This is a genomic window from Devosia pacifica (assembly GCF_014652635.1).
Lineage (GTDB): Bacteria > Pseudomonadota > Alphaproteobacteria > Rhizobiales > Devosiaceae > Devosia > Devosia pacifica.
Genome location: NZ_BMZE01000004.1, coordinates 246,983 through 272,857 on the forward strand (window position 1 = coordinate 246,983; position 25,875 = coordinate 272,857).

General features: G+C 60.5%; 24 protein-coding genes. 13 read left to right on the forward strand and 11 right to left on the reverse strand.

Annotated elements, in window-relative coordinates:
- The first annotated feature begins 62 nt into the window (after positions 1-62).
- From IE127_RS17500 to IE127_RS17515, 4 genes are all read left to right on the forward strand, one after another.
- A complete protein-coding gene (locus tag IE127_RS17500) occupies positions 63-1,649 on the forward strand; it encodes a helix-turn-helix domain-containing protein (protein ID WP_189427072.1) in 1,587 nt (528 codons plus the stop codon).
- Positions 1,650-1,733: 84 nt separating this feature from the next.
- Positions 1,734-2,117 (forward strand): response regulator transcription factor, encoded by a 384-nt coding sequence (locus IE127_RS17505; RefSeq protein ID WP_189427073.1) that lies wholly within the window; start codon positions 1,734-1,736, stop codon positions 2,115-2,117.
- A 4-nt stretch (positions 2,118-2,121) separates the two neighbouring features.
- The gene (locus IE127_RS17510) at positions 2,122-2,355 is read left to right on the forward strand and encodes a hypothetical protein (protein ID WP_189427074.1); all 234 of its coding nucleotides are present in this window, start codon (positions 2,122-2,124) and stop codon (positions 2,353-2,355) included.
- Positions 2,355-5,078, forward strand: coding sequence for a sensor histidine kinase (locus IE127_RS17515; RefSeq protein WP_189427075.1), 2,724 nt, complete (start codon positions 2,355-2,357; stop codon positions 5,076-5,078). Before IE127_RS17510 ends, IE127_RS17515 begins: the two co-directional genes overlap by 1 nt.
- On the opposite strand, the gene uxuA is transcribed toward IE127_RS17515, so the two are convergent.
- The 5 genes from uxuA to IE127_RS17540 form a co-directional block, all read right to left on the reverse strand.
- A complete protein-coding gene (gene uxuA / locus IE127_RS17520; RefSeq protein ID WP_189427076.1) occupies positions 5,075-6,271 on the reverse strand; it encodes a mannonate dehydratase in 1,197 nt (398 codons plus the stop codon). The two genes, IE127_RS17515 and uxuA, sit on opposite strands and share 4 nt — an antisense overlap.
- A gap of 5 nt (positions 6,272-6,276) precedes the next feature.
- A complete protein-coding gene (locus IE127_RS17525) occupies positions 6,277-7,368 on the reverse strand; it encodes an ABC transporter ATP-binding protein (protein WP_189427077.1) in 1,092 nt (363 codons plus the stop codon).
- A gap of 11 nt (positions 7,369-7,379) precedes the next feature.
- Positions 7,380-8,465, reverse strand: a complete 1,086-nt coding sequence (locus tag IE127_RS17530; RefSeq protein ID WP_189427078.1) for a carbohydrate ABC transporter permease — start codon at positions 8,463-8,465, stop codon at positions 7,380-7,382.
- Entirely contained in the window at positions 8,458-9,411 is a 954-nt protein-coding gene (locus tag IE127_RS17535) for a carbohydrate ABC transporter permease (protein ID WP_373297340.1), read from the reverse strand. The genes IE127_RS17530 and IE127_RS17535 overlap by 8 nt, the downstream gene beginning before the upstream one ends.
- Before the next feature lie 112 nt (positions 9,412-9,523).
- Entirely contained in the window at positions 9,524-10,807 is a 1,284-nt protein-coding gene (locus IE127_RS17540) for an ABC transporter substrate-binding protein (RefSeq protein ID WP_189427079.1), read from the reverse strand.
- 276 nt (positions 10,808-11,083) lie between these two features.
- Between IE127_RS17540 and IE127_RS17545 the strand changes: the two genes are divergently transcribed.
- The 7 genes from IE127_RS17545 to IE127_RS17575 all read left to right on the forward strand — a co-directional run bounded on the left by IE127_RS17545 (position 11,084) and on the right by IE127_RS17575 (position 19,338).
- Positions 11,084-12,091, forward strand: a complete 1,008-nt coding sequence (locus tag IE127_RS17545) for a Gfo/Idh/MocA family protein (protein WP_189427080.1) — start codon at positions 11,084-11,086, stop codon at positions 12,089-12,091.
- A gap of 18 nt (positions 12,092-12,109) precedes the next feature.
- Complete coding sequence (locus IE127_RS17550) at positions 12,110-13,174, forward strand: Gfo/Idh/MocA family protein (RefSeq protein WP_189427081.1); 1,065 nt, start codon at positions 12,110-12,112, stop codon at positions 13,172-13,174.
- Between the two features lie 10 nt (positions 13,175-13,184).
- Positions 13,185-13,946, forward strand: coding sequence for a FadR/GntR family transcriptional regulator (locus tag IE127_RS17555; RefSeq protein ID WP_189427082.1), 762 nt, complete (start codon positions 13,185-13,187; stop codon positions 13,944-13,946).
- A gap of 245 nt (positions 13,947-14,191) precedes the next feature.
- Positions 14,192-16,009 (forward strand): ABC transporter ATP-binding protein, encoded by a 1,818-nt coding sequence (locus IE127_RS17560; RefSeq protein ID WP_189427083.1) that lies wholly within the window; start codon positions 14,192-14,194, stop codon positions 16,007-16,009.
- A 104-nt stretch (positions 16,010-16,113) separates the two neighbouring features.
- Positions 16,114-16,983 carry an aromatic ring-hydroxylating oxygenase subunit alpha gene (locus tag IE127_RS17565; RefSeq protein ID WP_189427084.1) on the forward strand — a complete coding sequence of 290 codons (870 nt, stop codon included), beginning with the start codon at positions 16,114-16,116 and terminating at the stop codon, positions 16,981-16,983.
- Positions 16,976-18,691 (forward strand): Rieske 2Fe-2S domain-containing protein, encoded by a 1,716-nt coding sequence (locus IE127_RS17570; RefSeq protein ID WP_189427085.1) that lies wholly within the window; start codon positions 16,976-16,978, stop codon positions 18,689-18,691. The genes IE127_RS17565 and IE127_RS17570 overlap by 8 nt, the downstream gene beginning before the upstream one ends.
- A complete protein-coding gene (locus tag IE127_RS17575; RefSeq protein ID WP_189427086.1) occupies positions 18,691-19,338 on the forward strand; it encodes a glutathione S-transferase family protein in 648 nt (215 codons plus the stop codon). The genes IE127_RS17570 and IE127_RS17575 overlap by 1 nt, the downstream gene beginning before the upstream one ends.
- Here IE127_RS17575 and IE127_RS17580 read toward each other — a convergent pair.
- From IE127_RS17580 to IE127_RS17600, 5 genes are read right to left on the reverse strand one after another with little or no spacing between them, the layout of a single operon-like run.
- Positions 19,335-19,661, reverse strand: a complete 327-nt coding sequence (locus IE127_RS17580) for a hypothetical protein (RefSeq protein ID WP_189427087.1) — start codon at positions 19,659-19,661, stop codon at positions 19,335-19,337. The two genes, IE127_RS17575 and IE127_RS17580, sit on opposite strands and share 4 nt — an antisense overlap.
- 11 nt (positions 19,662-19,672) lie before the next feature.
- Positions 19,673-20,635, reverse strand: coding sequence for a YihY/virulence factor BrkB family protein (locus IE127_RS17585; protein WP_189427088.1), 963 nt, complete (start codon positions 20,633-20,635; stop codon positions 19,673-19,675).
- Between the two features lie 20 nt (positions 20,636-20,655).
- Positions 20,656-21,702: a DUF3618 domain-containing protein gene (locus tag IE127_RS17590; protein ID WP_189427089.1), complete on the reverse strand. Its 1,047-nt coding sequence runs from the start codon at positions 21,700-21,702 to the stop codon at positions 20,656-20,658.
- Positions 21,702-22,127 (reverse strand): phage holin family protein, encoded by a 426-nt coding sequence (locus IE127_RS17595; RefSeq protein ID WP_189427090.1) that lies wholly within the window; start codon positions 22,125-22,127, stop codon positions 21,702-21,704. The genes IE127_RS17590 and IE127_RS17595 overlap by 1 nt, the downstream gene beginning before the upstream one ends.
- A 10-nt stretch (positions 22,128-22,137) precedes the next feature.
- Positions 22,138-22,701, reverse strand: coding sequence for a hypothetical protein (locus tag IE127_RS17600; RefSeq protein WP_189427091.1), 564 nt, complete (start codon positions 22,699-22,701; stop codon positions 22,138-22,140).
- A gap of 238 nt (positions 22,702-22,939) precedes the next feature.
- Between IE127_RS17600 and IE127_RS17605 the strand changes: the two genes are divergently transcribed.
- Complete coding sequence (locus IE127_RS17605; RefSeq protein WP_189427092.1) at positions 22,940-23,893, forward strand: diacylglycerol/lipid kinase family protein; 954 nt, start codon at positions 22,940-22,942, stop codon at positions 23,891-23,893.
- A 2-nt stretch (positions 23,894-23,895) separates the two neighbouring features.
- Positions 23,896-24,738, forward strand: coding sequence for a metallophosphoesterase family protein (locus IE127_RS17610; RefSeq protein WP_189427093.1), 843 nt, complete (start codon positions 23,896-23,898; stop codon positions 24,736-24,738).
- Positions 24,739-24,821: 83 nt separating this feature from the next.
- On the opposite strand, the gene IE127_RS17615 is transcribed toward IE127_RS17610, so the two are convergent.
- A complete protein-coding gene (locus tag IE127_RS17615) occupies positions 24,822-25,862 on the reverse strand; it encodes an ABC transporter ATP-binding protein (protein ID WP_189427094.1) in 1,041 nt (346 codons plus the stop codon).
- Positions 25,863-25,875: the final 13 nt, after the last annotated feature.

Sequence of the window (25,875 nt, forward strand, 5' to 3'; positions counted from 1 at the left end):
AAACACTTGCACTTTCACGCGCCTTGTGTTGTCAATATCTTTACAAGAAGTAAGGGGAATACATGCGTGCGCCGATCGGGCTGAGGATCAGCACGCGTCGCAAGGCGCTGGAGCAATCGCAGGCCGGGTTAGCGCGGCAGGTGGGAATATCGCCGAGTTATCTGAACCTGATCGAAGCCAACAAGCGCGAGGTCGGTGGCACGCTGTTGCGTCGCATCGCCGAACATCTTGGGATCGACGTCGGCGACCTGACAGGCGAGAGCGAGCATCGCCTCATTCACGAACTCGAGGAGGCGCTGGCGGATCCGGTTCTTCGCAATGCCGGCCTTCCGCATGACGCTGCCCACGCGCTCGTTGCACAAAACCCCGCCGTCGCCCAGGCTTTGGTGACGCTTTATCGTGCCTACGCCTCTGCCAGCGCCACCGCGGACGCCTATGCGCACCGCCTGCGCACCGATCCGCTTCTGTCCGAGTTGTTGCATCAGGTGCTCTCGGGCATCACCGGCGTGCGTTCCAGCGCCGAGATCCTTGAAGACGTGCCGGATCTCGATGAGCCCGAGCGGGATCGCTTCATTGCCGCGATCGGGCGTGAAACCCGCACTCTGAGCGAAGTGGCGCGCAATCTCATCGGCCAGTTCGACAACGCGAGCGAAACAAGCCGCTCGGCTTTGCCGCGTCGTGAACTCGACGATCTGATTTTTGCCAGCGACAACCACTTTCCGGCTCTCGAAGCCGCCGCGGAATCCTTGCGAGCCGAAATCGACGCTACGGGGCCCTTTGGCGAGGAGACTCTGGTTGGCATGCTTGAGGCGCAGCATGGCATTTGTGTGGTCCGCGGAGTGCGCGAGGGCAGGGATGCGCGCGGCTATCCGGCTCAGTACGGCTTCGATGAAGACAGCCGCGCCTTCTGGTTCCGCAACACCACTACCTACGCTACACGCCAATTCCAGTTGGCGCGTCTCTTCGGTGAAATAAGGAGCCCAGGCGTTCTCGATCAGGCGATTCAGTCGCCGATCCTGACTTCGAACGCGTCACGAAGCGCCGCGCGACGGGCACTGAGTTCCTACCTCGCCGGGGCCCTTGTGTTTCCGTATCTCGATTTCTTTCAGTCTGCAGAAGCTGCGCGCTACGACATCGACACCCTGCGCGAGCGCTACAGCGCCAGCTTTGAGCAGGTCGCGCATCGCCTTGTGACTCTCAGGCATCCCCGGGGGGCGGGTGTTCCATTCGGTTTTCTGCGCTCGGACCCTGCCGGGCGGCTGACCAAGCACTTTCCGCTGCCCGGGCTGCTCTTGCCGAGCAGCGGCCACGCATGCCCGCTCTGGGCGATCTTCACCGCCTTCCGAACGCCTGATAGCACCGTGCGTCAGGTCGTGCAGTTCTCCAGCGGCTCCCGCTACATGTTCATTGCCCGCACCACCTCAAAGCGTGTGGCCGGCTTCTCGGATCAGGCAATGCCGATCTCGGTGATGCTGGCATGCGACGTTCTGCATGCCGATCGCACTGTTTATGGCGACGGTCTCGATCTTGCGGACGCGCGTGCAGATGTTCCTGTTGGTCCCGCCTGTCGCCTCTGCACCCGCATTGACTGCCCGAGCCGGCAGGAGCCTGCACTGACCCCATCCGGAGCGGACGAGGGACGCCTTTAGAGCATGAGGCTTGGAGTTTGATTGAGTTTGCGCTTTTATGCAGCGGTCTGCGGGTTGGAGGATCCGGCGGACAAAGGGGGGAAATTGGCAGTAGACGTTCTCATTGCAGAGGACGAGCCGAGCATATTGGAGGCGCTCGACTTCATTCTGCGGCGCGCGGGTTGGACCATCCGCTCCGTTACCGATGGTGAAGCCGTACTCGAGGCGGTGCGCCGCGAGCGGCCACGCATGCTCCTGCTCGATGTGATGTTGCCCAAGCGCAGCGGCTTCGAAGTGCTTAAGCAGATCCGCGCAACCGACGATCTCAAGCGCATTCCCGTACTGGTGCTGACCGCCAAGGGACAGGCGCAGGATCGCCGGGTGGCGGAGGAATTGCAGGCCGACGCCTTCGTCACCAAGCCCTACGCGAATGCCGAGGTAATCGAAACCGTGCGCCGATTGCTCGATAGCTCGAACATCTGGCAATAAGCGCATGCGGGGAAAGCTGGAAAGCACAGCCCTGCTGCTGACCCTCGCAAGCATTCTGCTCATCATGCCGCCCATCGCCTATCTGTTTCAGTGGCAGGCGCGACTGTTCGGCGTACCCGTCGAGGTGATCTATCTGTTCACGGTCTGGGGCGGGCTAGTCCTCTGTTCGGCGCTGCTGTCCCGCCGGTTGCCGCCGCAGACACCACCGTCCGGCGATGATGACGGAGGCAGCGGCTGATGCTGTCCGCGGACCTCGTTATCGCGACAGCTATCGGCTATGTCGGGCTGCTCTTCCTCATCGCCTATTTCGGCGACCGCCAGTCGCGCAAGGGCGCGGGCGGGTTCCTGCGCTCTCCCTTCGTTTATACGCTGTCGATCTCGGTCTATTGCACCAGCTGGACCTTTTACGGCGCGGTAGGCTCGGCTGCTCGCAACGGTCTCGAATTTCTCGCAATCTACCTCGGGCCAACCGTTTTCTTTGTCGGCTGGTGGTTCATGCTGCGCCGGCTGGTGCGCATAAGTCATGATCAGCGGATCACCTCGGTCGCCGACCTGTTGTCCTCGCGCTTTGGTAAATCCAGCCGCCTTGCGGTGCTCGTTACCGTCATCGCGCTGATCGCGATCGCGCCATACATCGCGCTGCAGCTCAAGGCTGTGACATCGTCAATCCAGGCCATCGCCGGTGCATCCGAGTTCTCGCAGGGTCGCCTGCGGGGCATAGACGAGGCCGGTCTGGCGCTCGCGGTGGCTGCCGGCATGGCAGTCTTCACCATTCTCTTCGGCACCCGCAATGTCGATGCCAAGGAGCAGCACCATGGCGTTGTGGCGGCCATCGCGTTCGAAGCCATCGTCAAGCTGACAGCCCTGGTCGCCGTCGGCATCTTCGTCGTCTATGTCGGTGGCGGGCTCGAATCCATTTTCTCGAACGCCGAGCAGGCTGGCGTTGAAATCTATTCGGCCAACACCTTCGATAGCCGCTGGTTCGTCATGAATCTCTTGGCGTTTTCCGCGATCATTTGTCTGCCCAGACAGTTCCAGATTACCGTTGTCGAGAACTCCGACGAGAACCATCTGCGCACCGCGGCGTGGGCCTTCCCGCTCTACATGCTGGCGATGAGCCTGTTCATCCTGCCGATCGCTATTTACGGGCTGACTGCCATGCCCGCAGGCGCCAACCCTGATATGTTCGTTCTGACACTGCCCCTTTCCGAAGGGCACGAAGGGCTGGCGCTGTTCGCCTTCATCGGCGGGTTCTCATCCGCCACATCGATGATCATCGTCGAGTCGATCGCGCTGTCCATTATGGTCTCGAACCACATCGTTATGCCCATCGTATTGCGCTGGGTGCCTGGCGAGGGCGCTGCCGACGGGCGGGGCGTCAGCCGCCTTCTGCTGAACTCGCGGCGTTTCTCGATCATCCTTATACTCGGGCTCGGGTTCCTCTACTTCTACCTGACACGCGATTCTGACGCGCTGGCGCCTATTGGCCTGATCTCTTTTTGCGGCGTGGCCCAATTCCTGCCGTCAATCCTCGCGGCGCTGTTCTGGCGGGAGGCATCGATTAGGGCGGCCACCGCGGCAGTCGCCGTTGGCTTCATTGTCTGGGCCTGGTCGAGCTTCATGCCCTCGTTCCAGAGTTCGTCGCCTGCCGTGGCCGCGATCATGGCGGAAGGTCCTTGGGGCCTGTGGTGGCTGCGGCCGGAAGCTCTGTTCGGTCTCGACGGTCTCGATCCGCTGGTCCACGCCGTATTCTGGAGCCTCTTCCTCAATAGCGCGACCCTGGCGATAGGCTCCCTGATGACCAATCAGTCAGCCTTGGAACGGATACAGGCCAACCTGTTCGTCAATGTCTTTGCCAGTGCTGGGCGCGGACCAACCTTCATGCGCGGGTCAGCAGCCGCAAACGATCTGTTCTTCGTCGCGCAGCGTGTTCTCGGCGACGAACGCGCAATCTCGATTTTCGAGACCGAGGCAAAGGAGCAGGGGCGAACCTGGCAAAGCCTTGAACCCAGCCCCACTTTCATCTCCCGGCTTGAGCGCGAGCTTGCCGGCTCGATCGGCGCAGCGTCCGCGCACGTGATGCTGTCGAAAGTGGTCTCGGGCGGCTCTGTGTCGCTCGAAGAGGTGATGCAGATGGCCGATGAGACGCAGCAGGCCATCGAATATTCGCAAGAGCTTGAACGGACATCTGCAGAATTGCGCTCCACCGCCAACCAGCTCGCTGTCGCCAACCGTCAGTTGCGCGAGGTCGATCAGCAAAAGGATGAGTTCCTCAGCCAGGTCAGCCATGAAGTGCGTACCCCAATGACAGCAATCAGGGCCTTCTCGGAGATCCTTCTCGACAACAATGGGCTCGACACTGACGACAAGGGCCGGTTCATCTCGACCATTCATAAGGAAAGCCTGCGCCTGACCACGCTACTCGATGAAATCCTTGATCTTTCGGCGCTCGAGCGCGGCGAGCGAAACTGGGAAAACCGCCCGATCGATGGTGAAGCCGTGCTCGAACAGGCAATCGAGGTCTGCAGTGCCCTCGCAAGGCAACGCGGGGTGGGCATTGTCTCGGCAGGACGCGCCGGCGCGGCCATCGTCGCCGCGGACCCGGATCGATTGAGCCAGGTGCTGATCAATCTCATCAGCAATGGCGTGAAGTACAACATCGCAGCCAAGCCACTCGTCAGCGTCACCTCGCATACTAGCGAGAGGACTTACGTCATCGAGGTGTCAGACAACGGCCCGGGCGTTGCCGAGGCCGAGCGCAACAAGATCTTCGACAAGTTTTATCGCGGTGAAGGTGTTGGTGCTTCAAGAACCGGCGCCGGCCTCGGTCTCGCCATCAGCCGTGAGATCATGCTGCGTATGAACGGCCAACTCGAACTGGTTGCGACGGGCGGGCAGGGCGCCTGCTTCCGCATCACACTGCCAGTCCTGGAAACGCATACAGCAACACGCGCCGGTTAGCGCCAGACTGCCCGCGCAACGCCGCGCAATTCTGCCAGGCCCTTGAGCCGGCCGATCAGCGGGTAGCCCGGCTGCGCCTGGCGTGTCAGGTCATCGAGTATGTCCTGCCCGTGGTCGGGCCGCATCGGGATCGACGCGTCGCTGCGGCCTTCCGCGCGGCGGCGCCCCTCCTCGTCCGCGACTGCTTGCAGCAAGGCGACCATGTCGACGGATCCATCGAGATGCTCGCACTCGTGAAAGGAGCTTCCCACAGTGTCGCCCTCAAGACGCACGTTGCGCAAATGCAGGAAATGCACGCGATGTCCCAGCCGGCGCATCATGCCTGGCAGGTCATTGTCAGGTCTCGCACCAAGAGCCCCTGAGCACAGCGTGATGCCGTTTGCCGGATCATCGATCTGCTCGATCAGCGCACGATAATCTTCCTCTGTCGACATGATCCGTGGCAGGCCCATCAGCGGAAACGGCGGATCGTCGGGGTGGCAGCACAGGCGAATGCCGAGCCGCGCTGCAGTCGGCACGACCTCCGACAAGAAATCCAAAAGATGTGTGCGTAGACGGTCGGCAGAGATGTCGCCATAGCGCGCGAGATGCGTGTGGATCGTATCGACCGAAAGCGCCTCGGCGGCTCCGGGTAATCCGGCCATTACATTGGCAGCCAGTTGAGACTTGCGGGTATCATCCATCTCGCGGATGCGCTCGTCCGCGGCGCATGCCACGGCCTCGGGAAGTGCCTCGCGCGCTCCGTGCCGTTTGAGAACGTGTACATCGAATGCAGCAAAATCGATTGCGTCAAAACGCATGCACGTGCCGCCATGCGGCAACCGCCACGCCAGATCGGTGCGTGTCCAGTCGATCACCGGCATGAAATTATAGCAGACCGTCTCGATACCGGCTGCTGCGAGGTTCTCGAGGCTGGTCTTGTACGCCTCAATATGCAAGCGCCAGTCGCCGGTCTGCTGTTTGATATCCTCGGAAACCGGCAGGCTTTCGACCACCAGCCATTCGAGCCCGGACGGTGTCCCATCTGCTCTCGCGGCAATCTCGCGCTGGCGGCGGGCGATCTCGTCCGGCGTCCACACGAGACCATCGGGGATATGATGCAGGGCAGAGACAATGCCTTGCGCCCCTGTCTGCATGACGTCGGAAATTGTGGTGATGTCGTTCGGGCCGAACCAGCGCCAGGTCTCGATCATGCGGTTTACCGGTGCGCGAGTGCGAGACCATCGGCGCCGAACAGGTGCCAGTGGTTTTCCCGTGCTTTGACATAAAGCGTATCGCCACGTCGCGCCGTGCTTTGCCCGGCTTCATGGATCAACACGGGGATGTCGCCGGGGAGCGTCCCATGCAGATAGCTGTTGGCGCCATACTGCTCGGTGACGCCGATCGATACCGGCCACCCACCGGTCTCCTCCCGCGCGACAGAGAAGTCTTCTGGGCGTATGCCCAGCGTCACCGCTTCGCCGACCTTTGCGGTGCTGGCAATCTTGCCCGGCAATTGCATTGGCGGCAGGCCAGGAGCCTCGAACGTCGAGCCGGTCTCTGCGATTTCGGTCAGCTTGCCTTCGACGAAGTTCATGCGGGGCGAGCCGATGAAACCCGCAACGAACAAATTATGCGGATTGTTATAAAGGTCGAGCGGCGCCCCATACTGCTCGATGATGCCACCACGCAGCACCACGATCTTGTCAGCCATGGTCATGGCCTCGATCTGGTCGTGCGTCACATAGATCATCGTGTTGCCCAGCCGCTCGTGAAGCCGGGTGATCTCCACTCGCATCAGCACGCGAAGCTCGGCGTCGAGGTTCGACAGCGGCTCGTCGAACAGGAAGATCTTCGGATCACGGGTGATCGCACGCCCAATCGCTACGCGTTGCCGTTGCCCACCCGAAAGCTGTTTCGGCCGACGCTCCAGCAATTGCTCGATCTGCAGCAACCGTGCGGCATCACCCACGCGCCGTTCGATCTCCGGCTTCGCCATGCGGATGTTCTCGAGCCCGAAACTCAGGTTCTCGCGCACCGTCATGTGCGGATAGAGTGCATAGGACTGGAACACCATGGCGACGCCACGGTCTGCAGCCGGCACATTGACGACACTGTCATCATCGATGCGGATATCGCCGTCGGAGACGTCTTCGAGACCGGCGATCAGGCGCAGCAGGGTCGACTTTCCGCAACCCGAGGGACCGACGAACACCACGAACTCGCCGTCCTTGATGTCGAGGTCGACGCCCGGGATCACTTCGACCGCGCCGAATGACTTCTTGACGTTGTCGAGAACAAGATTAGCCATCTCAATATTCCTTACTTGATACCGGTCGATGCGATGCCGCTGGTGATGTAGCGCTGCAAGAAGATGAAGGCGCAGGCGAGCGGCAGTGCGGTCAGGGTGGTCATTGCCAGCAGCAGTTCATAGCGAATGCCATACTCTGTCTGGAATGAAGCCAGTGCCAACTGCAGCGTGTAGGACTGGCGTTCGGTCAGAACCACAAGCGGCAGCAGGAAGTCGTTCCAGCGCGACAGGATCGAGAAGATCGCGACGACGGCAAGCGCCGGGGACGACAATGGCAGGATGATCCGCCAGAAGATCCGCCACTCGCTGGCATGATCCATGCGCGCGGCTTCGATCAGTTCATCCGGGATCGTCAGCATGTACTGGCGCAGCAGGAACACGCCCGTCGGCGTTGCGACCGTCGGCAGGATCACGCCCCAAAGGTTAGCCACAAGTCCCAGTTGCGCGACAATCATGTAGGTCGGCACCAGCACAACAGTTGCGGGGATCATCAGCGTGGCGAGGATCGAAACCAGCGCTACGTTCGAGCCGCGAAAGCGATACTTCGACAGGGCAAAGGCTGCCATGGCGTTCATCACCAGCGTGATCAGCGTTGCCACCACCGTGATGAACAGGCTGTTGTAGACGTAACGCCAGATGTTGCCGCCGGTGTCGGAAAGCAGATTGCTGTAATTCTCGAACGCCAGGTAGAACTTGCGCACTGGTGTGGCGTTCTCGATCGGCACAACGATGCGCTCGTCCGGGTTGGCCGGATCGACCATCTGCGCCTGAATGCCGACGCGCCGCAACTGTGCCAGTTGCACCGTATCCCCGTCCTCAGTCACCACATCGAACAGCGGCAGCGGCTCGTCATAGCCCTCAACCATTATCGTCTCGGACGAAAACGGCACGAGGGTGGGCGGAAACTCGGCCAGATTGGCGGGCGTCTTGAACGAGGAGACGACCACCCACAGCACCGGAACGAACATCACCAGAAGCCCGAACACCAGGTAGGCGTAGGTCAGCCAATCCGTCCAGTGCAGGCCCTTGCGCCCGCGGCGGCGTGAGATGAAGCCGCGGATCGATGTGCCGCTTTTGGCCATGCTCAAATCAGTCATTATTGCCACCCCGCGAGATGCGCATCTGGATTGCGGTGAAGACCAGCAGCGCCAGCCCCAGCAGCAGGGATGCGGCGGCGGCGAGGCCGAAATTGCGTGGTTGAGCGGCAAAGCCCACTTCATAGATGTACTGCACCATCAGCATGGTAGCGGACCCTGGCCCGCCGCCGGTCAGCACATAGAGTTCATCGAAGGTCTGCACGGACCGGATAACGGCGAGAATGAACACAACCAGCAGAACCGGCTTCAGCAACGGCAGAGTGATCCGCGTGAACGAACGCCATGGCGTGGCGCTATCCATGCGCGCCGCCTCATAGACATCGCGCGGGATGGACTGCAGCCCTGCCAGCAGAATGATGGTGTAAAAGCCCATATGTGCCCACACCGTCACGAACACTGACCAGAAGAACGCGGTGTTGGGGAACACCAGCCAGTTGAGGGTCGGAAGGCCGGTGGCGGAGAGCAGCCCGTTGAGGGCGCCATTGCGCTGCAGGATCCATTGCCACGTCAGCGCAACGACGACTGGCGAGAGCATCACTGGGAAAAAGAAGATTCCGCGGAAAAAGCCGCGGCCACGAATTTCGCGGTTGAGGCAAACCGCTGTCAGCAAGGCAATGGTGATCATCACTGTCACCTGCACCGGTACGAACACCATGGTGTTGCCGAGTGCGCGCCAGAACAGATCGCGCGAACAGGTCGCAGGATCGAGGTAATTGGTGCAATCGAACAGTGTCTGGTAGTTCGCACCGCCGATAAAGGGGCGGTCCCACGGGAAAAGCCGGTCGCTGCCACTGACCGAATAGAAGACGTTGATGAACACCGGCAGCAGGGCGAAAAGAACCACCGCCGTCAGGTTCGGAATGAGAAAGACCCAAGGCATGCGCTTGATGCCAAGCACACGCTGAAGTCCCGACATTAGCGGCTCTACGGCTCGCGCGGGAAACATCGCCACTTGACCGGCCGCATGCGCGACCTGGCTTTTTGCACTCATTGTCGGTCCTCGTGGAACTGCTGCCTGAATGGCCGCCCCGGCATCGCCGGGACGGCCTCATCTTCGATCAGGAGTTGGTCTGAGCAGCTTCGATAGCCAGGTTGACGTCCTGCTCGATACGTTCGAGCGCTGCGTCGACGCTGAGCTCGTTGTTGAGCACCTGGCTGATGCGGGTGGTCAGCGAGTTCATCATCGCACGCTGATAACGCCAGCCCTGGAAGCGATAGGCAGCATCCGCCATCTTCGGGATCTGGGCGGAGAACACCGCAAGCGCATCCTGAGTGTTCTCGGAAGCGCTCGGGTAGTCGACGCCGTTCTCGATCTGGGAGGCAGCGGACGGAATCTCGACTTCCTGGGAGATGTAGAAGTCGAGGTTCTCCGGCTGAGCGAAGAAGTTGATCAGCTCGCCGACCAGCTCCGGATGATCGGTATGGGAGAATCCGACCATGGCGCCGCCGCCGGGCATGACTGTGCAGGACGAGGGCCCACACGGTGCTGGCACAACTGCCCAATCGAACAGGTCGCCAACTTCGGTGTCCATCTGCGCCAGCGTCCAGGAGCCACCGAAATAAAGGACGACGTTGGCGTTCAGGAAGTCCGAGAACAGCTCGCGGTGAGTCGAGCCGCCGACAGCGCCCCAAAGGTCCATCGGCATCGTGCCATTCTCGTGCCATTCGACAAATTGTTCGATGGCAGCGCGAAGCCCGTCATCGACAACCGGGTTGCCTTCCTCGTCAACCAGTTCTGCGCCGTAGCTGATCGCAAGGCTGGCGAAACGGTGGCCCGAACGGTCCATCTCCATCGGGAAGTCAGTGCCGGTGGCCTCAGCAACCTGGCGTGTCGCTTCAGCCCATTCCTGCCAGGTTGCGCCTTCCTCGGGGACTTCGACGCCTGCCTGCTCGAACAGGGTCAGGTTCACGTAGGCGCCGTTCACAGTAAGCGTTGTGGGCATGCCGTAAATGGCACTGCTTTCTGTGTCTCCGCCGCGCAACCATTGCAGGGTCTGGCCCCACTCCTGCTCGAAATAATCAGCGTCCACATAGTCGGTAATGTCTTCATAGAACGGGCTGAGCCCGCCCAGATCAGTGATGATGGCAATGTCCGGACCTTCGCCGGCCTGCAGCTGAACCGGCAGGCTTTCGACGATGGTTTGGTAGCTGACTTCTTCGATCACGACGTCGACGCCGGGATGCTCTTCTTCGAACGTCGCCGCCATCTCCTCGAACAGGGTGCCGCCAGTGCCGGTATCGCCGACCAGCATGCGAATTTCCTGCCCGATCGCGCCTGTCGCCGGCAACGCCGCCAACACGAGTGCCAGGGCAGTGGTCGTCTTCATCGATGCAAGTTTCATCCGAGTCCTCCTCCACTTGAATGCTTGTGAGGTCACACTAGGCATTCCTCGCGCAAACCGTCTTCTGGTAAGACCAAAATGTCAAGCGTTTGGTAAGACCAAAGTTTCAGAGATCTCGTAAATAACGGAAAGATCATGATATTCTGACACGAGGGAATTGGACCAAAGCGCGAATTGGTCAGCCAATGGCTTGACATTGGCATGATCAAGGGGTTTGTGATGGGCCGAAATTCGGACCGGAAGCGGTCTGTCTGCGCTCAAGAGGAGACATCTCGTATGCTCAGATTTGCAGTGGTTGGCATCGACCACGGTCACATCTTCGATCACATCAAGGGACTGACACGCGCGGGTGCCGAGTTTGTCGGCTTCTGTCCGAAATCATCTGTGCCCGCCCTGGTGGAAAAAGTCGCCGAGGCTTACCCCGATGCACCACAGATCCCGCGCGAGCAGTTGTTCGCCGATGAGAGCATCGATGTTATCTGCACCGCTGCAATTCCACGGGATCGGGCCGGTATCGCCATTGAGGCGATGCGCGCCGGAAAGGACGTGATCACCGACAAGCCCGGCGTCACGACTTTCCAGCAACTTGAAGACATCAAGAAGACTGTTGCCGAGACCGGCAAGATATTCTCGATCTGCTTCACCGAGCGCCTATGCGTCCGCTCTGCCGTGAAAGCCGGCAAGCTCGTCAAGGATGGTGCTATCGGCAAGGTGGTACAGACCATGGGTATGGGGCCGCACCGCCTTGGCGGCACGCGCCCGGACTGGTTCTGGGAGTTCGATGCTTTCGGCGGCATCATCGTCGATATCGCATCGCATCAGATAGACCAGTTCCTGTTCTATACCGGCTCGACCTCCGGTGAAGTCGTGGCCTCCTCGGTCGGCAACTTTGCCTCGCCCGAAAAGACCGAGTTCCAGGATTTCGGTGAAGTCATGCTGCGCAGTGACAAGGGCTCCGGCTATGTCCGCGTCGATTGGTTCACGCCCGACGGCCTGCCCACCTGGGGCGATGGCCGTCTCACCATCCTCGGGACCGAAGGCTATATCGAGCTGCGCAAATACGTCGACATCGCTGGCCGCGAGGGCAAGGATCACCTGTTCCTCGTGAACAAGGACGGCGTCGAGTACATCGATTGCTCGGATGAGACGCTTGAGTACTTCACTCAGTTCATCGCTGACGTGCGCGATCGCACAGAGACGGCGATGAGCCAGGAACACGTCTACGAAGTGTGCAGGCTCTCGCTGGAAGCGCAAACGAACGCCAGCAATCTGACAAGTCGCTAAGCGGACAAGGAAAGACCAATGACGGAAAAGCTCAGGGTCGGCATCGTCGGAGCGGGCATCGCCCAGCGCCACCTGACCGGCTACAAGTGGAACTCGGAACTGTTCGATGTGAAGGTCTTGTGCTCGCTCGATGAAGAGCGCGGCAAGCCGGCCTGCGAGGAGTTCGGAATCCCCGAATACACCCAGGATATCGAGACCCTCTTTGCCCGGGACGATCTCGACATCATCGATGTCTGCACCCCACCGGATTCGCACTTCGAGTTCTCCAAGCGCGCCATCGAAGCCGGCAAGCACGTCATCTGCGAAAAGCCGCTATTCGGCTCGATCGCCGAGGTCGACGAGATGATGGAGATCGTTTCGAAGACCGATCGCAAATTCATGCCGATCTTCCAGTACCGCTATGGCACTGGCCTTCAGAAACTGAAGCGCCTGATCGAACTCGGTCTCACCGGCAAGCCGTTCCTGACCACCATCGAGACCCATTGGTGGCGCGGCCCGGATTATTACGCGGTGCCGTGGCGCGGCAAATGGGCGACCGAACTGGGCGGCGGGCTGCTTGGCCACGCCATCCATGCCCACGACATGCTGAACTACGTGCACGGCGCTTGCGCCGAGGTGTTCTCGCATGGCGCGACCCTAGTCAACGACATCGAAGTCGAGGACACCTCGACACTATCCGTGCGTATGAAGAACGGCTCGCTGGCTGCATTGTCGATGACGCTCGGTTCGCGCAAGGAAATCTCGCGGTTGCGCTTCTGCTTCCATGATCTCGTCGCCGAGAGCATTCTCGAGCCCTACACCATGGGCCGTGACCCGTGGACGTTCACTGCCGGCACACCCGAGCATCAGGCGAAAATTGACGCCGCGCTTGCCGACTACGAAGTCAAGGAAGACGGCTATACCCGTCAGTTCGAGCTGTTCCACGCCGCGATCACCGGCAACACCGAACCGCCGGTGACCTTGCAGGACGCCCGCAATTCGCTGGAGCTGGTGACGGCTGCTTACCACTCACAGCGCACCGGTGAACGGACGCCGCTGCCAATTCAGGCGCAGCACCCGCTATACCGGTCCTGGCTCCCGTAGGCTCGGTACCATGCAAAGCGAGAGGCCAGCCCGGCCACAAGGGGAGCGGCTCTACCAGGCCGTTGCCCGCCGGATTGCCCGGCTGATCGAGACCCACGCCGGTGACAAGAGCTGGCGGATGCCATCCGAGCGTGAGCTGGCAGAGGAACTCGAGGTCAGCCGGCCCGTCATCCGAGAGGCGGTGATCGCGCTTGAAATGCGCGGCGTCGTCGAAGTCCGTGGCCGGGCTGGTATTGTCGTTTTGCCTTCGCGTGCCGCGCAGGTGAATTTCGATCTTGCCGAGTCCGATATCGGTCCCGGCCCGTTCGAATTGCTCGAGGCGCGGCTGGCAATCGAATCGAGTGCCGCCAGCCTCGCGGCCGAACGCGCCACCAGCTACGACATCATGGTGCTTGAAGAGTGCATCGCCCAGATGGAGCAGGAGACGAATGTCGTGCTGCTGCAGGAAAAGGGCGATCGCGATTTTCACATGACGATCGCGCGCATGACCAACAACGCCATCATCGTCTCGATGATCGAAACGCTGTGGGCTCAGCGTGACGAGTCGGTGATGTGGAAGAAACTGCACGAACACATCCACGCCGAGAACGTCCGGCCGCTCTGGATCGGCGACCATCACTCGATCGTCTCTGCGCTGCGCATGCGTCATCCGGATGCTGCCTACAAGGCCATGGCTCGCCACATTCGCAACGTCATCAATGAACTGCTCGAGGCCGACGAGCGCGGACGCTTCGCCCCGGAAGAGACCGAAGAGCAATCATCGCGCGGTTGAACTTCGCGTCGATTATCGATTCTGTTTCAGCCGTTTGGCTCAGTTGCCGGACTCAGTTTGTCAGCCGATTTTGTGGCCTTCCCGCCACGTTCTGTCGCTGACCGGCATGCGCCGCTGAGCCGAAGATTGCGCTCGATAGCGCCACTGGCCATAGTCTCTTCCACACGAAGGCCTGAGGGAGACCACCATGAAAACCAAGCTGTCCATCACGAAAGGAGACACATCCCACAAGGACACATTGATTCATGGACGTTCGAGTTCCGCCCTCCAACGCTGCCAAAGCGCGCCTGCACGAGACCTCTAGCCAGTTAGGTGCCTCTCCGCACCAGCAAAGCCGCTGGCGAAAATTCCTGAGCTATTATCGCCCGCATCTGCCGCTTCTGGTGGCGGATCTGCTCTGCGCGATTCTGGTCGCCGCCACCGCCGTCGCGCTGCCGCTCTGCGCAAATTACCTGACAACGCACCTCGCGTCTCTCGCGGAAGGTCGCGAGGCCATTGAGCTGATTCTGGCGATGGGCGCAGTCATGCTGCTCATCCTCGCAATACAGGTCGTCGCCATCTACTTCGTCGATTATCGCGGCCATGTCATGGGCGCGCGGATCGAAGCCGCGGTTCGTCAGGAGCTCTTCGAGCACTGTCAGAAGCTCTCCTTCAGCTTTTATGACCGGCAGCGCACCGGCCAGCTGATGAGCCGCATCACCGACGATTCCCTCTGGCTCGGCGAGCTGTTTCACCATGGCCCGGAGGATCTGGCGATCGGGCTGCTGAAATATCTCGGTGCGCTCGCTGTGCTGATCTACATCGATCCGCTTCTGGCTGGTCTCATTGCGCTTTTGACTCCGCCCGCAGTGCTTTACGCGCTGCACTTCAACCGCCGTATGGGGCTGGCGCTCGATCGTAGCAAGCAGGAGATCGCCGCGGTCAACGAGCGCGTCGAAGACTCCCTGTCCGGCATCCGCGTGGTGCAATCCTTCGGCAATGAGACGCTGGAACGGGATCGTTTCGTTGATCACAACCAGCGCTTTCTCGATAGCCGCGCCGATGGGTATCGCAGCGAGGCCTGGTTCTCCGTCGGCACGGAAACCTTCGCGCAGCTGATCACCATCCTCGTCATCGTCGCCGGGGCCTGGCGCATTACGTCCGGCGCACTAACCGTACCGGAGATGCTGACGTTCCTGCTCTGTGTCGCTGTGCTGGTAGACCCGGTTCAGCGCCTCGCCAATTTCGTCAGGCTCTGGCAGGAAGGCTATACTGGCTTCAAGCGCGCCATGGATCTGCTTGAGATCGGCCCCGAAATTGTCGATCGCCCGAACGCGGTCGATATGCCTGAACCCAAGGGGCACATAAAATTTGAGGATGTGTCCTTCGGCTATACGCAGGATGCGCCGGTGCTGCACCATCTAGGTCTCGAAGTGAAAGCCGGCGAATTTGTCGCGCTCGTTGGCCCGTCAGGTGTGGGCAAGAGTACGCTGTGTGCGCTTATCCCGCGGTTTTACGACGTGAGCACTGGCGCGATCCTCATTGACGGCACCGATATCCGCGATGTCACCCTGTCGTCACTGCGCCGTCACGTTGGCCTCGTTCAGCAGGACGTCTATCTGTTCTCGGGCACCGTGGCGGAAAACCTGCGCTATGGCAGGCCGGATGCCAGTCACGAGGACATTGTCGCCGCTGCACGAGCGGCCAACGCCCACGCGTTCATATCGGCTCTGCCGCTGGGCTACGATACGGACATTGGCCAGCGTGGCGTCAGGTTGTCGGGCGGTCAGAAGCAACGGCTGACGATTGCCCGCGCTTTCCTGAAAAATCCGCCAATTCTGATCTTCGACGAGGCCACCAGCGCCCTCGATAACGAGAGCGAACGTGCTGTCCAACAGGCTCTCCTTAGCCTGGCGAAAGGCCGCACCACCATCGTCATCGCTCATCGGCTGTCGACCGTTCGTCACGCTGATCGCATCGTTGTGCTGACAGGCGACGGCATAGCGGAGGAGGGGACGCATGATCAGCTGATGGCGGGCAATGGGGTTTATGCCGGGCTGCACACGGTTCAGGCCAGTATCTGAGCGTCGCGCGACGGGCAGCTTTGGCGGTCCGTCCCGCGCCTTTCGATTGTCAGCCCCCTTCGTCATCCCTATGGTCGTTGCAAGTGGAAATTCGGGTACTGCAGATGAACCGCCCCAATCCCTATCTCAACGATCATTGGCACGTAGTCGCCGGCAATGAAGCGGTGGCCTCCGGCCAGCCGTTCCGCACAGTGCTGTTCGATGTGCCGATCATCATTCAACGTCTGGCTGACGGCCTGCGCGTCACTGCAGCATTAGCGCCGGAAAAGCCGCTGCCGGTTCTTGAGCGATACGGCTTCATCTGGACCAGCCTTGGCACCCCTATGCCGCTGTTCGAAATTCCGGAATACGACGAAGCTGACCGGCGCAACATGAATGCCGGCTCGCTCGGCGTCGCCGTATCCGCCCCACGCGCCATCGAGAATTTCCTCGATATGGGGCACTTCCCTTATGTCCACACCGATATCCTGGGGGCTGAGCCGCACACCGAGGTGAAGGAATACGATGTCGAAGTTTCCGCCGAGCGCGGCGAGGTTCTCGCGACTCGCTGCCGGTTTTTTCAACCCCGCGCCGCGACCTCATCTGCCGGTGGGCAGGAAGTGGAGTACGTCTACCGCGTGCCGCATCCGTATTGCTCAGTGCTATACAAATCCTGCCCCTCGGATGAAAACCGCCGGGATGTCATCGCCATCTTCTGCCAGCCGGTCGGCGAGGAGCGGATCGTCGCGCACATGCTGCAGTCGCTGATCGACGATGTCAGCACCATCACCGATATGCGCCGCTTCCAGCAGACCATTTTTGGGCAGGACAAGCCGATCCTTGAAAATCAGTATCCCAAGAAACTGCCGCTCGATCCGCGTGCCGAAACCCCCATCCGCGCCGACAAGTCGGCTATTGCCTATCGCCGCTGGCTCAGCCAGATGGGCGTCAATTACGGTGTCATACCGCTAGTGCCTAGAGTCGCCGATGTCTGAACTGTCCGCCGCCTGGCATCCAATCGCTTCGAGTGAGGATCTGCCATATCGCCATGTCTTCCATGGCCAGTTGCTGGGGCGTGAGTTCGCCGTCTGGCGCGCCGATGATGGCAACGTCAATGTCTGGGAAAATCGCTGCTTGCATCGCGGCGTCCGCCTGTCCATCGGCATCAATGAAGGCGCCGAACTCAAGTGCCAGTATCACGGTTGGCGCTATGCCAATCGCACTGCCGGCTGCACCTATATCCCGGCCCATCCCGCCGATGCGCCGGCGCGCCGTATCACCAACCGGACCTATCCGGTCATCGAGTTTGCGGGGCTCGTCTGGTCCGCTGCCGGCGCTGCCGATGCCTTTGTGGAACCGCTGCAAGAGGCCGACTGGTTCGCCCTGCGCCCCATTCCTGTCACCGCCACACCCGAGATGGTGCGCGATAAGGTTGTCGCAGCCGCAGAGCCTGGAAGTGAACCGGTCCGGCTTACGGAGTTCGGCTACAGCATGAAGCTCGCTGGCGGCCGTGGTGAAGACGCCGCTGTCTTTATTCAGCCGGTTGATGCGGGCAGGGCTGTTATCCGCGCCCTGTTGCCAGAAACGCCCGCGCAGCCTCTCGCAACCTTGCGCCACTACAACGCTTTGCTGAATGCTCTGCGCGAACAGATCGAGCGCACGGCGCGCGAGGCTCCGGCACCTGAACCGATCGAGCCGGAATACGAGCCGGTATCGCTGGAACTGGCGACTATGCCGGAACTGCGCCTTGGGACCCGAACCAGCATTCGCGTTCGCGTTGCACGCAAATACGATGCCGGCGAAGGTGTCATCGGCCTCGATCTGGCAGCCCTCGAAGGGCATCTGCCAACCTTTCAGCCCGGTGCGCATATAGATGTGCACCTGCCCAACGGCCTTGTCCGCCAATACTCGATCACCAATGGCCCGGGCGAACAGCTCCACTACGGCATCGGCGTCAAGCGCGAGCCGGAATCGCGCGGCGGCTCCTCCACCATTGCAGAGGCTGTGCGCGAGGGCGACCTGTTGGCGATTTCCGAACCGCGCAACAACTTTCCCCTTCGCCGCGACGCCACCCGTACCACGCTTATTGCCGGCGGTATCGGCATCACGCCGCTGCTGGCAATGGCGAAAAACCTGTTCGGCTCGCGGCTCGAGTTCGATTTTCATGTCTTCGCGCGCTCACAGCAGCACCTGCCGTTCGCCGATGCCCTTGAACGGTTCGGCGATCACGTCTCTCCACATATCGGCCTCGACGCGGCTGAGACCGGGCGAACGCTGGAAGAAATCGTCGGCAGCTATAGCTTTGCCCGGCATCTTTACGTATGCGGGCCGGCGCCAATGCTCGAACTCGTACGCGCGCTCGCTGCCCGCAATGGCTGGCCGGACGAGGCGGTGCATTTCGAGTACTTCAAGAACACGCGCGAAATCGATCAGAGCTCAAGCTTCACGGTAGAGCTTGCACGTTCTGCGCTGACGCTCGAAGTGCCCGCAGGCCGCACAATCCTTGAGGTATTGCGCGAGAATGGCGTCGAGGCGCCGTCTTCATGCGAGCAGGGCGCCTGCGGCACGTGCCTGACGAAAGTGCTTGAGGGCACACCCGACCATCAGGACGTCTACCTCAACGAGACCGAGAAGCAGGCCAATGCCTCGATGCTGACCTGCGTCTCCCGCTCTCTCTCCGACAAGCTGGTTCTCGATATCTGATGATTACCCTTTATGACTTCGAGCTCTCGGGCAATTGCTACAAGCCGCGACTGCTGATGAGCATTCTCGGGCTCACCTATGAGACCGTCCCTGTCGATTTCTACCCGGGGCGCGAGCACAAGTCCGAAGCTTTCCTAAAGCTCAACCCGTTCGGAGAGCTACCGGTTCTCGTCGATGATGGTCTGGTTTTGCGCGATAGTCAGGCCATTCTGATCTACCTTGCCAGCAAGTACGACAAGACCGGACAATGGTATCCGCTCTCTGACCCAGCGGTGCTGGCCGAGATCGCCATCTGGCATGATTTCGCCAATCGGATCACGGCCACTGCATCTGCGGCGCGCTTGGGGCTCAGCATGTTCTATGATGTTGATATCGAAGCGGCCCAGGCAGGCGCGCACCAATTGTTTCGTCTTTTGGATGAGCATTTGTGGTTTGGAGAAAGGGAAGGGCGCGATTGGCTCTGCGCGCCCTCTCATCCTACGACTGCCGATATTGCCTGCTTCCCCTATGTCGCGCTTTCGGAAGAGGCAGGGGTTCCGCGCCAGGATTACCCGGCAATTCGCCGCTGGCTGGATCGTGTAAAGCGTATTCCGGGGTTCACGGTCATGTCCGGAGTCTTTCCGGCTGGCCCGGCCATCGAGGCCTAGATGCTATCTGCTGCGCGTGGTCCCGAAGGCCCACCTTCGAAACTACCGGACAGCACTTCGCGGGGTCCGTCTTTCGGGTATTCCGCACCTTCTATCAACTGCACCGAATAGAGATGACTGTCGCGAAAAGCGCTGGCCATAACCTGCGTAGTCGCGATGTTGGGGTCTTTGCCCGCTGCCGCCGCCTCAGCTTCTGAAGCGACGACGCGCGCATCGCCGGAAGATGATGCGCGCACGATAATTTCGCCCTGATCCGTTGCACGATCCCAGTTGGAATCGGTGGGACCGGCCAGTGGCGTGAGCTTATAGATGCCGTTTGCCATGCTCGATCTCCTTATGATCCAGCGCGCTTGCCGACGGTATCGGCGACGTATGCACCTCGCTCGCCGAGCGGAACCTCGGGTCCGGTCGTGGTGTCACGCGCAGTTTGGTGTTCGATCTCTGAATCGACCTCGGCACCCAGGATCACGATGATCGTTGAAATCCAGGTCCAGGTCAGAAGGCCGATCAAGGCGCCGAGAGACCCATAGGTGGCATTGTAATTGCCAAAATTGGCCACATACCAGGAGAACAGAACCGACACGACAAGCGTCAGGAGAACTGCGAGCGCAGCACCGGGCGTAATCCAGCGCCAACGGGCCTGCGAGCGGCTCGGTCCGAACCGGTAAAGCATTGCAAGTCCGATCAGCACCACCGCGACCAGCAGTGCAAAACTTGCAATACGGATCAGCCATTCGCTCAACCCGCCCAGCGGAAAGATCGAAAGGATTGATGGGATAACAACCACGATGCCGACGACCAGAACGGCTGTCACTGCAAAGGCAAGCGTGAATAGCAGCGCAAGGCCATTGAAGATGAGGAAGTTTCGTCTTTCTTCCTCGCCATAGGCAATGTTCATAGCCTGGAACATGCCCTTAACCCCGGCGCTCGAACTCCATAGAGCGATCGCTAGAGAAATAAGCAGGCTCCAGCTCAGTGCAGTATTGCCTTCACCAGCGACGCGTTCCAGTTGATCAGAAATCAACTGCAGACCATCAGCCGGAATGACGCCTGAGAGCAGGCTGACATGATCGACTACGGTCGCCCGATCGGCAAACAGCCCATAGATGGACACAAACGCCGTCAAGGTCGGCACCAGTGCCAACAGGACGAAGAACGTCACACCAGCGGCTGTGAATGGGACCCGGTCGGTGTTGAAGCTGCCCAACACGCGCATCGCGATGTCGCGCCAGCCTTTGACGGGTATGTGTTGGGGAGCGGACGCGGTACGACCGCGCCCGTTTTCGTTAGCTGCCATTATGTCAGCCTCGTTTCCCTTCATAGCCGGCTCGTGGTCGAGTCCCGGTTGTCAGATCCGGACACCGAAGACTTGGCGTCGTCGTACAGGCGCTCAGCCTTCTCGCTGGCATCGCCATAAGCGGATTTCACGGTTTCTCGGCCCTGCTCATATAGACCTTCTGCCTCAGTGGCAGCGCGATCCTTGAGAGCATCCGATTGTTCGCCAAACGCTTCGTCTTCCTGGCGGGTATGTGGCAGTGACGCCCCGATGGCCGCTCCAACTGCAAAGGCCAGTGCCCCGGCAACCAGTGGCTGCTCGCGAAGGAAGGACTCGAGCCCCCGTCCGGCAACCGCTGCTTGGTGCTGGATATCGCGCCCGGTCTGCGAAGCCTGATCCTGCAGATCCCGGCCGGCCTGAGCTGCCCGGTCGCGTGCATGATCAATGCCCTCGCCAACAGCCCGCTGTGCATCAGCGGCACGCTCGCGAGCGAGCGTCCAGTTGTGCGAAGCCCAGCCGGAGGCGTCGTCGAGCCGCTTGCCGGTTTCGTCCCGGAAATCCGAGATACGATTGCCGGTTTCATCGACAAAACCGCGATAGGTCTTGCCTGTTTCGTCGACGAAATGCCCGGCGCGGTTACCAGCTTCGTCGGCGACGGCGTGGTACTTCTTGCCGGCGTCATCGAGCCATTCGCTGCGATGCTTGCCATCATCCTGCCGCGCGTGAGCCGAGCGCTTGAATGTTGTCGTCTTCACCGTGGCGACCGGGTAGGGGTCTGGGGTGACCACAGCCGGCACGCGTGCATCGGAATGATGCTCTGGGATACGCTGTCCGGAGGCGGGGCGCGCCATCAGCCAGGCAAGGCCAACGCCAACCAGCGCCACTGGCAGCGGATTGTTCTTCACGCTGCGACCCAGATTATTCACATAGTCCGCGCCGGCGCCGCTGCGGGTATAGCGCAACGCCTCGTCGATGAACTGTCCGGGCGAAAGCCGATCCTGAAGTGCATCGAGGCGGGTTTCGATCCGACTGCGCTGTGCGTCGACTTCACGCTCGAGATTTTCTGCGCGATCATGTGCGTTGGTCATCAGAACCTCTCCTTGACGGCGGCGGCATCATGGCCGAGCGCGTCTGTTGTGCGGTGCATATCGAAGCTTGCGCGCTTCATGCTTTTCATTCCGGCGCGCACCATGCTCATGGCGATAAGGCCCACCACGATGGCGACGATCAGGCCGGAGATGCTGTTGGCGACCAATGGGGACATCCCCATCGCGGTCAGCGCTGCACCGATGATTGTTACGATAGCTGCAAGGAGAACGCCCAGGGCGCCAATGCCGAGCACGGCACCGATGGCGATCATCCGACCACCTTCGGCTGCGTAGGCGGTCTTCTCGTTGAGTTCTGCCTTGGCGAGATTGACCTCTTTACGGAAAAGCCCCGTAATATCGTCGATCAGTCCGCGTACGAGGTGCGGCAGGGACTCTTGGTTTTGCGGGTCTGCGCGGGTGTCCATGTCGCTTCTCCTAATATGTATTCGTGTTGCGTGGGTTCGCCGGCACCGCAGGGGTTTCTACGGTCCGCTGGCGGTGTGACGAGGCTGTCACGAACCGGCTTGCGGCAAAGCCAAGCAGTGCAGCGGCACCAAGAAATGCAGCCGGGTTCTGCCGGCCGAAGCGCTCTGCCCGGTGTGTGAGTTCATCGATGCTGCTGTCGCGTGTCGCATCGGCGACATTGCGTACACCGTTAGCGAGGTCGGCGGCGTAACGCGACATCGTCGGCTGGTCGCCCTTGATGTCGTCCGCTACGCGATTGACAGCGTCGGCAACGCTGCCGAGTTGTTCTGCCGCATAGTTCTTCTGATCAGTCGCAAAGCTGCGCGCCTGGCCCTTGGCGTTCTCAGCCTCGTTGCCGATATACTCACGCGCCTTGTTGTACTGGTTCTTGGCTTCGTGCTCTGCGGCATGAAGCTGGTTGTCAGCTTCAGACTTCACCCTGTCGAAATCCGCATTAGCCTTGTTCTGAGTGCGCGAGGTGGCTTCTGCTGCGGTGTTGGGCTGATTGGGATTTTTATTCGGATCATCAACCATCTCTGTACCCTCTCTGATACCCCCGTTTCTAAATGCGGGGCCTGATCGAGGACGCGGATGTGCCAAGATTTTGCCGCACCAGCGCCCGTTTCGTGTTCGTGATCGGGATAAGCAATGACTGCCGGGCTAGGTTCCATCTTCGTCGCGCAGCGCGACCGGCGCTGTAAAAAATTGCTGCGCGGCAAGCTGGTTGAACCAATGGAGCAGGCGCGAGTTATCCCGGCTTATGGGGCATCACATGAAAACACAGCGCTACTACGTCATTCTCAATGCGCGCTCGGGCACGGCGGAAAGCGCCGGCGTGACGCCAATTGGGCTTGAGCAAAGCTTCTCCGCCATTGGGGCCGAGGCAACGATCGACGTCGATTTTGACGCGCCGCTGGTACAGCGTATCGATAATGCCATCGCCAGTGGCGCACCTTGCATCGTAGCCGCAGGCGGCGATGGAACGGTCACTGCCGTGGCGGAAAAAGTCGCGCGTACAGATCGCGTCATGGCGATCCTGCCGTTGGGTACGCTCAACGCCCTGGCACGCGACCTCGAAATCCCTTTCCAAATCGACGCCTGGTTTGCCGCTTTAGGGGATATGCAGCCGCACCGCATCGATGTCGGCTGGGTCAACGGGCGGGTTTTCCTGCACAAGGTATTTATCGGCGTGGTGCCGAGCATTGCAGCAGCGCGCGAACGAATGCGAGGGCGCAAGGGAATCGGCGCCTTCGTCGGCTTCACGCGCTATCTGTTCAGGCGGCTCTGGCGGGCCCGTCGGATGGTGGTTGAAATCGCGCCACAAGAGGGGGAACCGCATCTCGAGCGCGTCCATGCCCTGGCGGTCTCCAACAACGCTTACGCAGAAGGTGCAATGCGGGTCTTCTCGCGCCAGAGCCTCGATGGCGGCAGCCTCATGGTCTACGCCATCCGGCATTTGCGAATCATGGATTTTCTTCGGTTGGGGACCGGCATGCTGCTGGGCCACTGGCAGCAGGATCGTGAATTGCGGATTGAATCCGTCCGAGCCGTGACGATCAAAGCGCGCAACAAGCGGCTGCATGTCATGCTGGATGGCGAAATCGAGAGCCTTCAAACGCCACTGGAATTCTCGATCACGCCCCGTGCGCTTGCCATCCTCGCACCGCCTTCGCAGATGGTGCACGACCAAGACCCCGATAGCGACCAACTGGAAACGGTAGCCTGAGCATGCGAATAACCCACCTCTCCGATCTCCATTTCGGCCATCACGACGAAGATCTGGCAGCAGGTCTGGCGCATGACCTGTCCAGCCAGAATCCGGATCTGGTGGTTGTCAGCGGTGATTTCACGCAGCTTGGCTCGCGGCGCGAGTTCATGGCGGCCCATGCCTTTTTGAAAGAACTGACTGTTCCGTTTCTCGCCGTACCAGGCAACCATGATGTGCCCGCCTATAATCTCTTCAAGCGCTTCACTGATCCATATGCGCGCTATCGAAAATTCGTCTCCGACGAGGTCGAGCCTTTTGTCGAGATGGAGGGCGTTGCCATTGCCGGTCTCAAGACTGCACGCCGCGTTCGAGCGGGATTGAACTGGGCGCATGGCTCCATCAGCAAGTCGCAGCTGCGCGAGCTGCGCCAGCGCTTCCGGCAGGCGGATCCGAACTCGGTTAGAGTGGTGGTTGCACACCATCCGCTGCTCTGGCCGGAAGAGCAGATGATGAAGCCTATGCCCCTGGTCAAGCGCGCCGATCTTGCATTGCGCACCTTCGGCGAACTTGGCGTCCGGCTGGTGCTCTCAGGGCACTTCCACATGTCCTATGTGCGCCGTCACGAGAACCCGGGCGAGGTGAGGGTTGCCCAGCCCAGCGGTGCACGACGGCCGACAGCCGCGCCCATCCTGGTCGCTCAGACCTCATCGACCATTTCGACCCGGTTGCGTGGGCACGCCAATGCATACAATCTCATCGATATTGCCAATGGCTATATCACGGTCACCGTTCGGGAGTGGCAAGACAACGCCTGGGTTACGCGGGAGACTGCTTCAGAAAAAGCGGTTCTCAATCACGAGTAATCGCGGACCGCATTGGCGTCCCAAACAACAAAAAGGCCGGTGATGCGTCACCGGCCTTTTTATTTGGTAGCGTAGCTGCAGCGCTAGTCGATCCGTGTGCCGTTCTTGTCGAACAGATGCACCACGGAAAGGTCTGGAGTGACCTTGATGCTGGAGCCGGGTGTCGCCGTCACACGTTCGCGGAACACGCCGACAACCTGCTGACCGCCAATGCGACCAAGGACCTGCGTCTCCGAGCCTGTTGGCTCGATAACGCTGACCTCGAACGGAATTCCGTTATCATCGAGCTGCATATGCTCGGGCCGGATGCCGTAGGTTTTTGCGTGGGAAGCGGGCTTTGGTACCGGCAGCACCACACCACCAGCCGTCTTGAAACCAGCATCTGTCATCTCGCCCTCGAGGAAGTTCATCGATGGGCTGCCGATGAAGCCGGCAACAAACACGTTGTTGGGGCGATCATAAAGATCGAGTGGCGAGCCGATTTGCTCGATGACGCCGTCGCGCATCACCACGATCTTGTCGGCCATGGTCATGGCTTCAATCTGATCGTGCGTCACGTAAATGGTCGTCGTCTTCAGGCGCTGATGCAGTTCCTTGATTTCGGCGCGCATCTGCACACGCAGCTTCGCATCAAGGTTGGAAAGCGGCTCGTCGAAGAGGAACACTGCCGGATCGCGCACGATGGCGCGGCCCATTGCAACGCGTTGGCGCTGGCCACCGGACAACTGGCGCGGCTGGCGATCCAGAAGGCTCTCAAGCCCCAGGATGGCGGCGGCCTTTTGCACTTTTTCCTGTATCTCGGCTTTGGGCGTGCCCTTGAGCCGCAGCGAAAAGCCCATGTTCTGGGCGACAGTCATATGCGGATAAAGCGCGTAGTTCTGGAACACCATGGCGATGTCGCGCTGCTTCGGCGCGAGGTCGTTGACCACGCGCTCGCCGATTTCGATCTCGCCGTCAGTGATATCTTCGAGCCCGGCAATCATGCGAAGAAGCGTAGACTTCCCGCACCCTGAAGGGCCGACCAGAATGACAAACTCACCATCCTGGATGTCGACTGACACCCCTTTGAGCGCATGGAAACTGCCGTAGAACTTCTCGGCCTTGTTGATCGTAACGCTCGCCATCTGGTTCCTCTCC

Excerpts from the sequence above, each read along its gene's own strand:
- IE127_RS17500 (WP_189427072.1), top strand. The coding sequence starts at position 63 with ATGCGTGCGCCGATCGGGCTGAGGATCAGCACGCGTCGCAAGGCGCTG.
- IE127_RS17510 (WP_189427074.1), top strand. The coding sequence starts at position 2,122 with ATGCGGGGAAAGCTGGAAAGCACAGCCCTGCTGCTGACCCTCGCAAGC.
- IE127_RS17515 (WP_189427075.1), top strand. The coding sequence starts at position 2,355 with ATGCTGTCCGCGGACCTCGTTATCGCGACAGCTATCGGCTATGTCGGG.
- uxuA (WP_189427076.1), bottom strand. The coding sequence starts at position 6,271 with ATGATCGAGACCTGGCGCTGGTTCGGCCCGAACGACATCACCACAATT.
- IE127_RS17525 (WP_189427077.1), bottom strand. The coding sequence starts at position 7,368 with ATGGCTAATCTTGTTCTCGACAACGTCAAGAAGTCATTCGGCGCGGTC.
- IE127_RS17530 (WP_189427078.1), bottom strand. The coding sequence starts at position 8,465 with ATGACTGATTTGAGCATGGCCAAAAGCGGCACATCGATCCGCGGCTTC.
- IE127_RS17535 (WP_373297340.1), bottom strand. The coding sequence starts at position 9,411 with ATGTTTCCCGCGCGAGCCGTAGAGCCGCTAATGTCGGGACTTCAGCGT.
- IE127_RS17540 (WP_189427079.1), bottom strand. The coding sequence starts at position 10,807 with ATGAAACTTGCATCGATGAAGACGACCACTGCCCTGGCACTCGTGTTG.
- IE127_RS17545 (WP_189427080.1), top strand. The coding sequence starts at position 11,084 with ATGCTCAGATTTGCAGTGGTTGGCATCGACCACGGTCACATCTTCGAT.
- IE127_RS17550 (WP_189427081.1), top strand. The coding sequence starts at position 12,110 with ATGACGGAAAAGCTCAGGGTCGGCATCGTCGGAGCGGGCATCGCCCAG.
- IE127_RS17555 (WP_189427082.1), top strand. The coding sequence starts at position 13,185 with ATGCAAAGCGAGAGGCCAGCCCGGCCACAAGGGGAGCGGCTCTACCAG.
- IE127_RS17560 (WP_189427083.1), top strand. The coding sequence starts at position 14,192 with ATGGACGTTCGAGTTCCGCCCTCCAACGCTGCCAAAGCGCGCCTGCAC.
- IE127_RS17565 (WP_189427084.1), top strand. The coding sequence starts at position 16,114 with ATGAACCGCCCCAATCCCTATCTCAACGATCATTGGCACGTAGTCGCC.
- IE127_RS17570 (WP_189427085.1), top strand. The coding sequence starts at position 16,976 with ATGTCTGAACTGTCCGCCGCCTGGCATCCAATCGCTTCGAGTGAGGAT.
- IE127_RS17575 (WP_189427086.1), top strand. The coding sequence starts at position 18,691 with ATGATTACCCTTTATGACTTCGAGCTCTCGGGCAATTGCTACAAGCCG.
- IE127_RS17580 (WP_189427087.1), bottom strand. The coding sequence starts at position 19,661 with ATGGCAAACGGCATCTATAAGCTCACGCCACTGGCCGGTCCCACCGAT.
- IE127_RS17585 (WP_189427088.1), bottom strand. The coding sequence starts at position 20,635 with ATGGCAGCTAACGAAAACGGGCGCGGTCGTACCGCGTCCGCTCCCCAA.
- IE127_RS17590 (WP_189427089.1), bottom strand. The coding sequence starts at position 21,702 with ATGACCAACGCACATGATCGCGCAGAAAATCTCGAGCGTGAAGTCGAC.
- IE127_RS17595 (WP_189427090.1), bottom strand. The coding sequence starts at position 22,127 with ATGGACACCCGCGCAGACCCGCAAAACCAAGAGTCCCTGCCGCACCTC.
- IE127_RS17600 (WP_189427091.1), bottom strand. The coding sequence starts at position 22,701 with ATGGTTGATGATCCGAATAAAAATCCCAATCAGCCCAACACCGCAGCA.
- IE127_RS17605 (WP_189427092.1), top strand. The coding sequence starts at position 22,940 with ATGAAAACACAGCGCTACTACGTCATTCTCAATGCGCGCTCGGGCACG.
- IE127_RS17610 (WP_189427093.1), top strand. The coding sequence starts at position 23,896 with ATGCGAATAACCCACCTCTCCGATCTCCATTTCGGCCATCACGACGAA.
- IE127_RS17615 (WP_189427094.1), bottom strand. The coding sequence starts at position 25,862 with ATGGCGAGCGTTACGATCAACAAGGCCGAGAAGTTCTACGGCAGTTTC.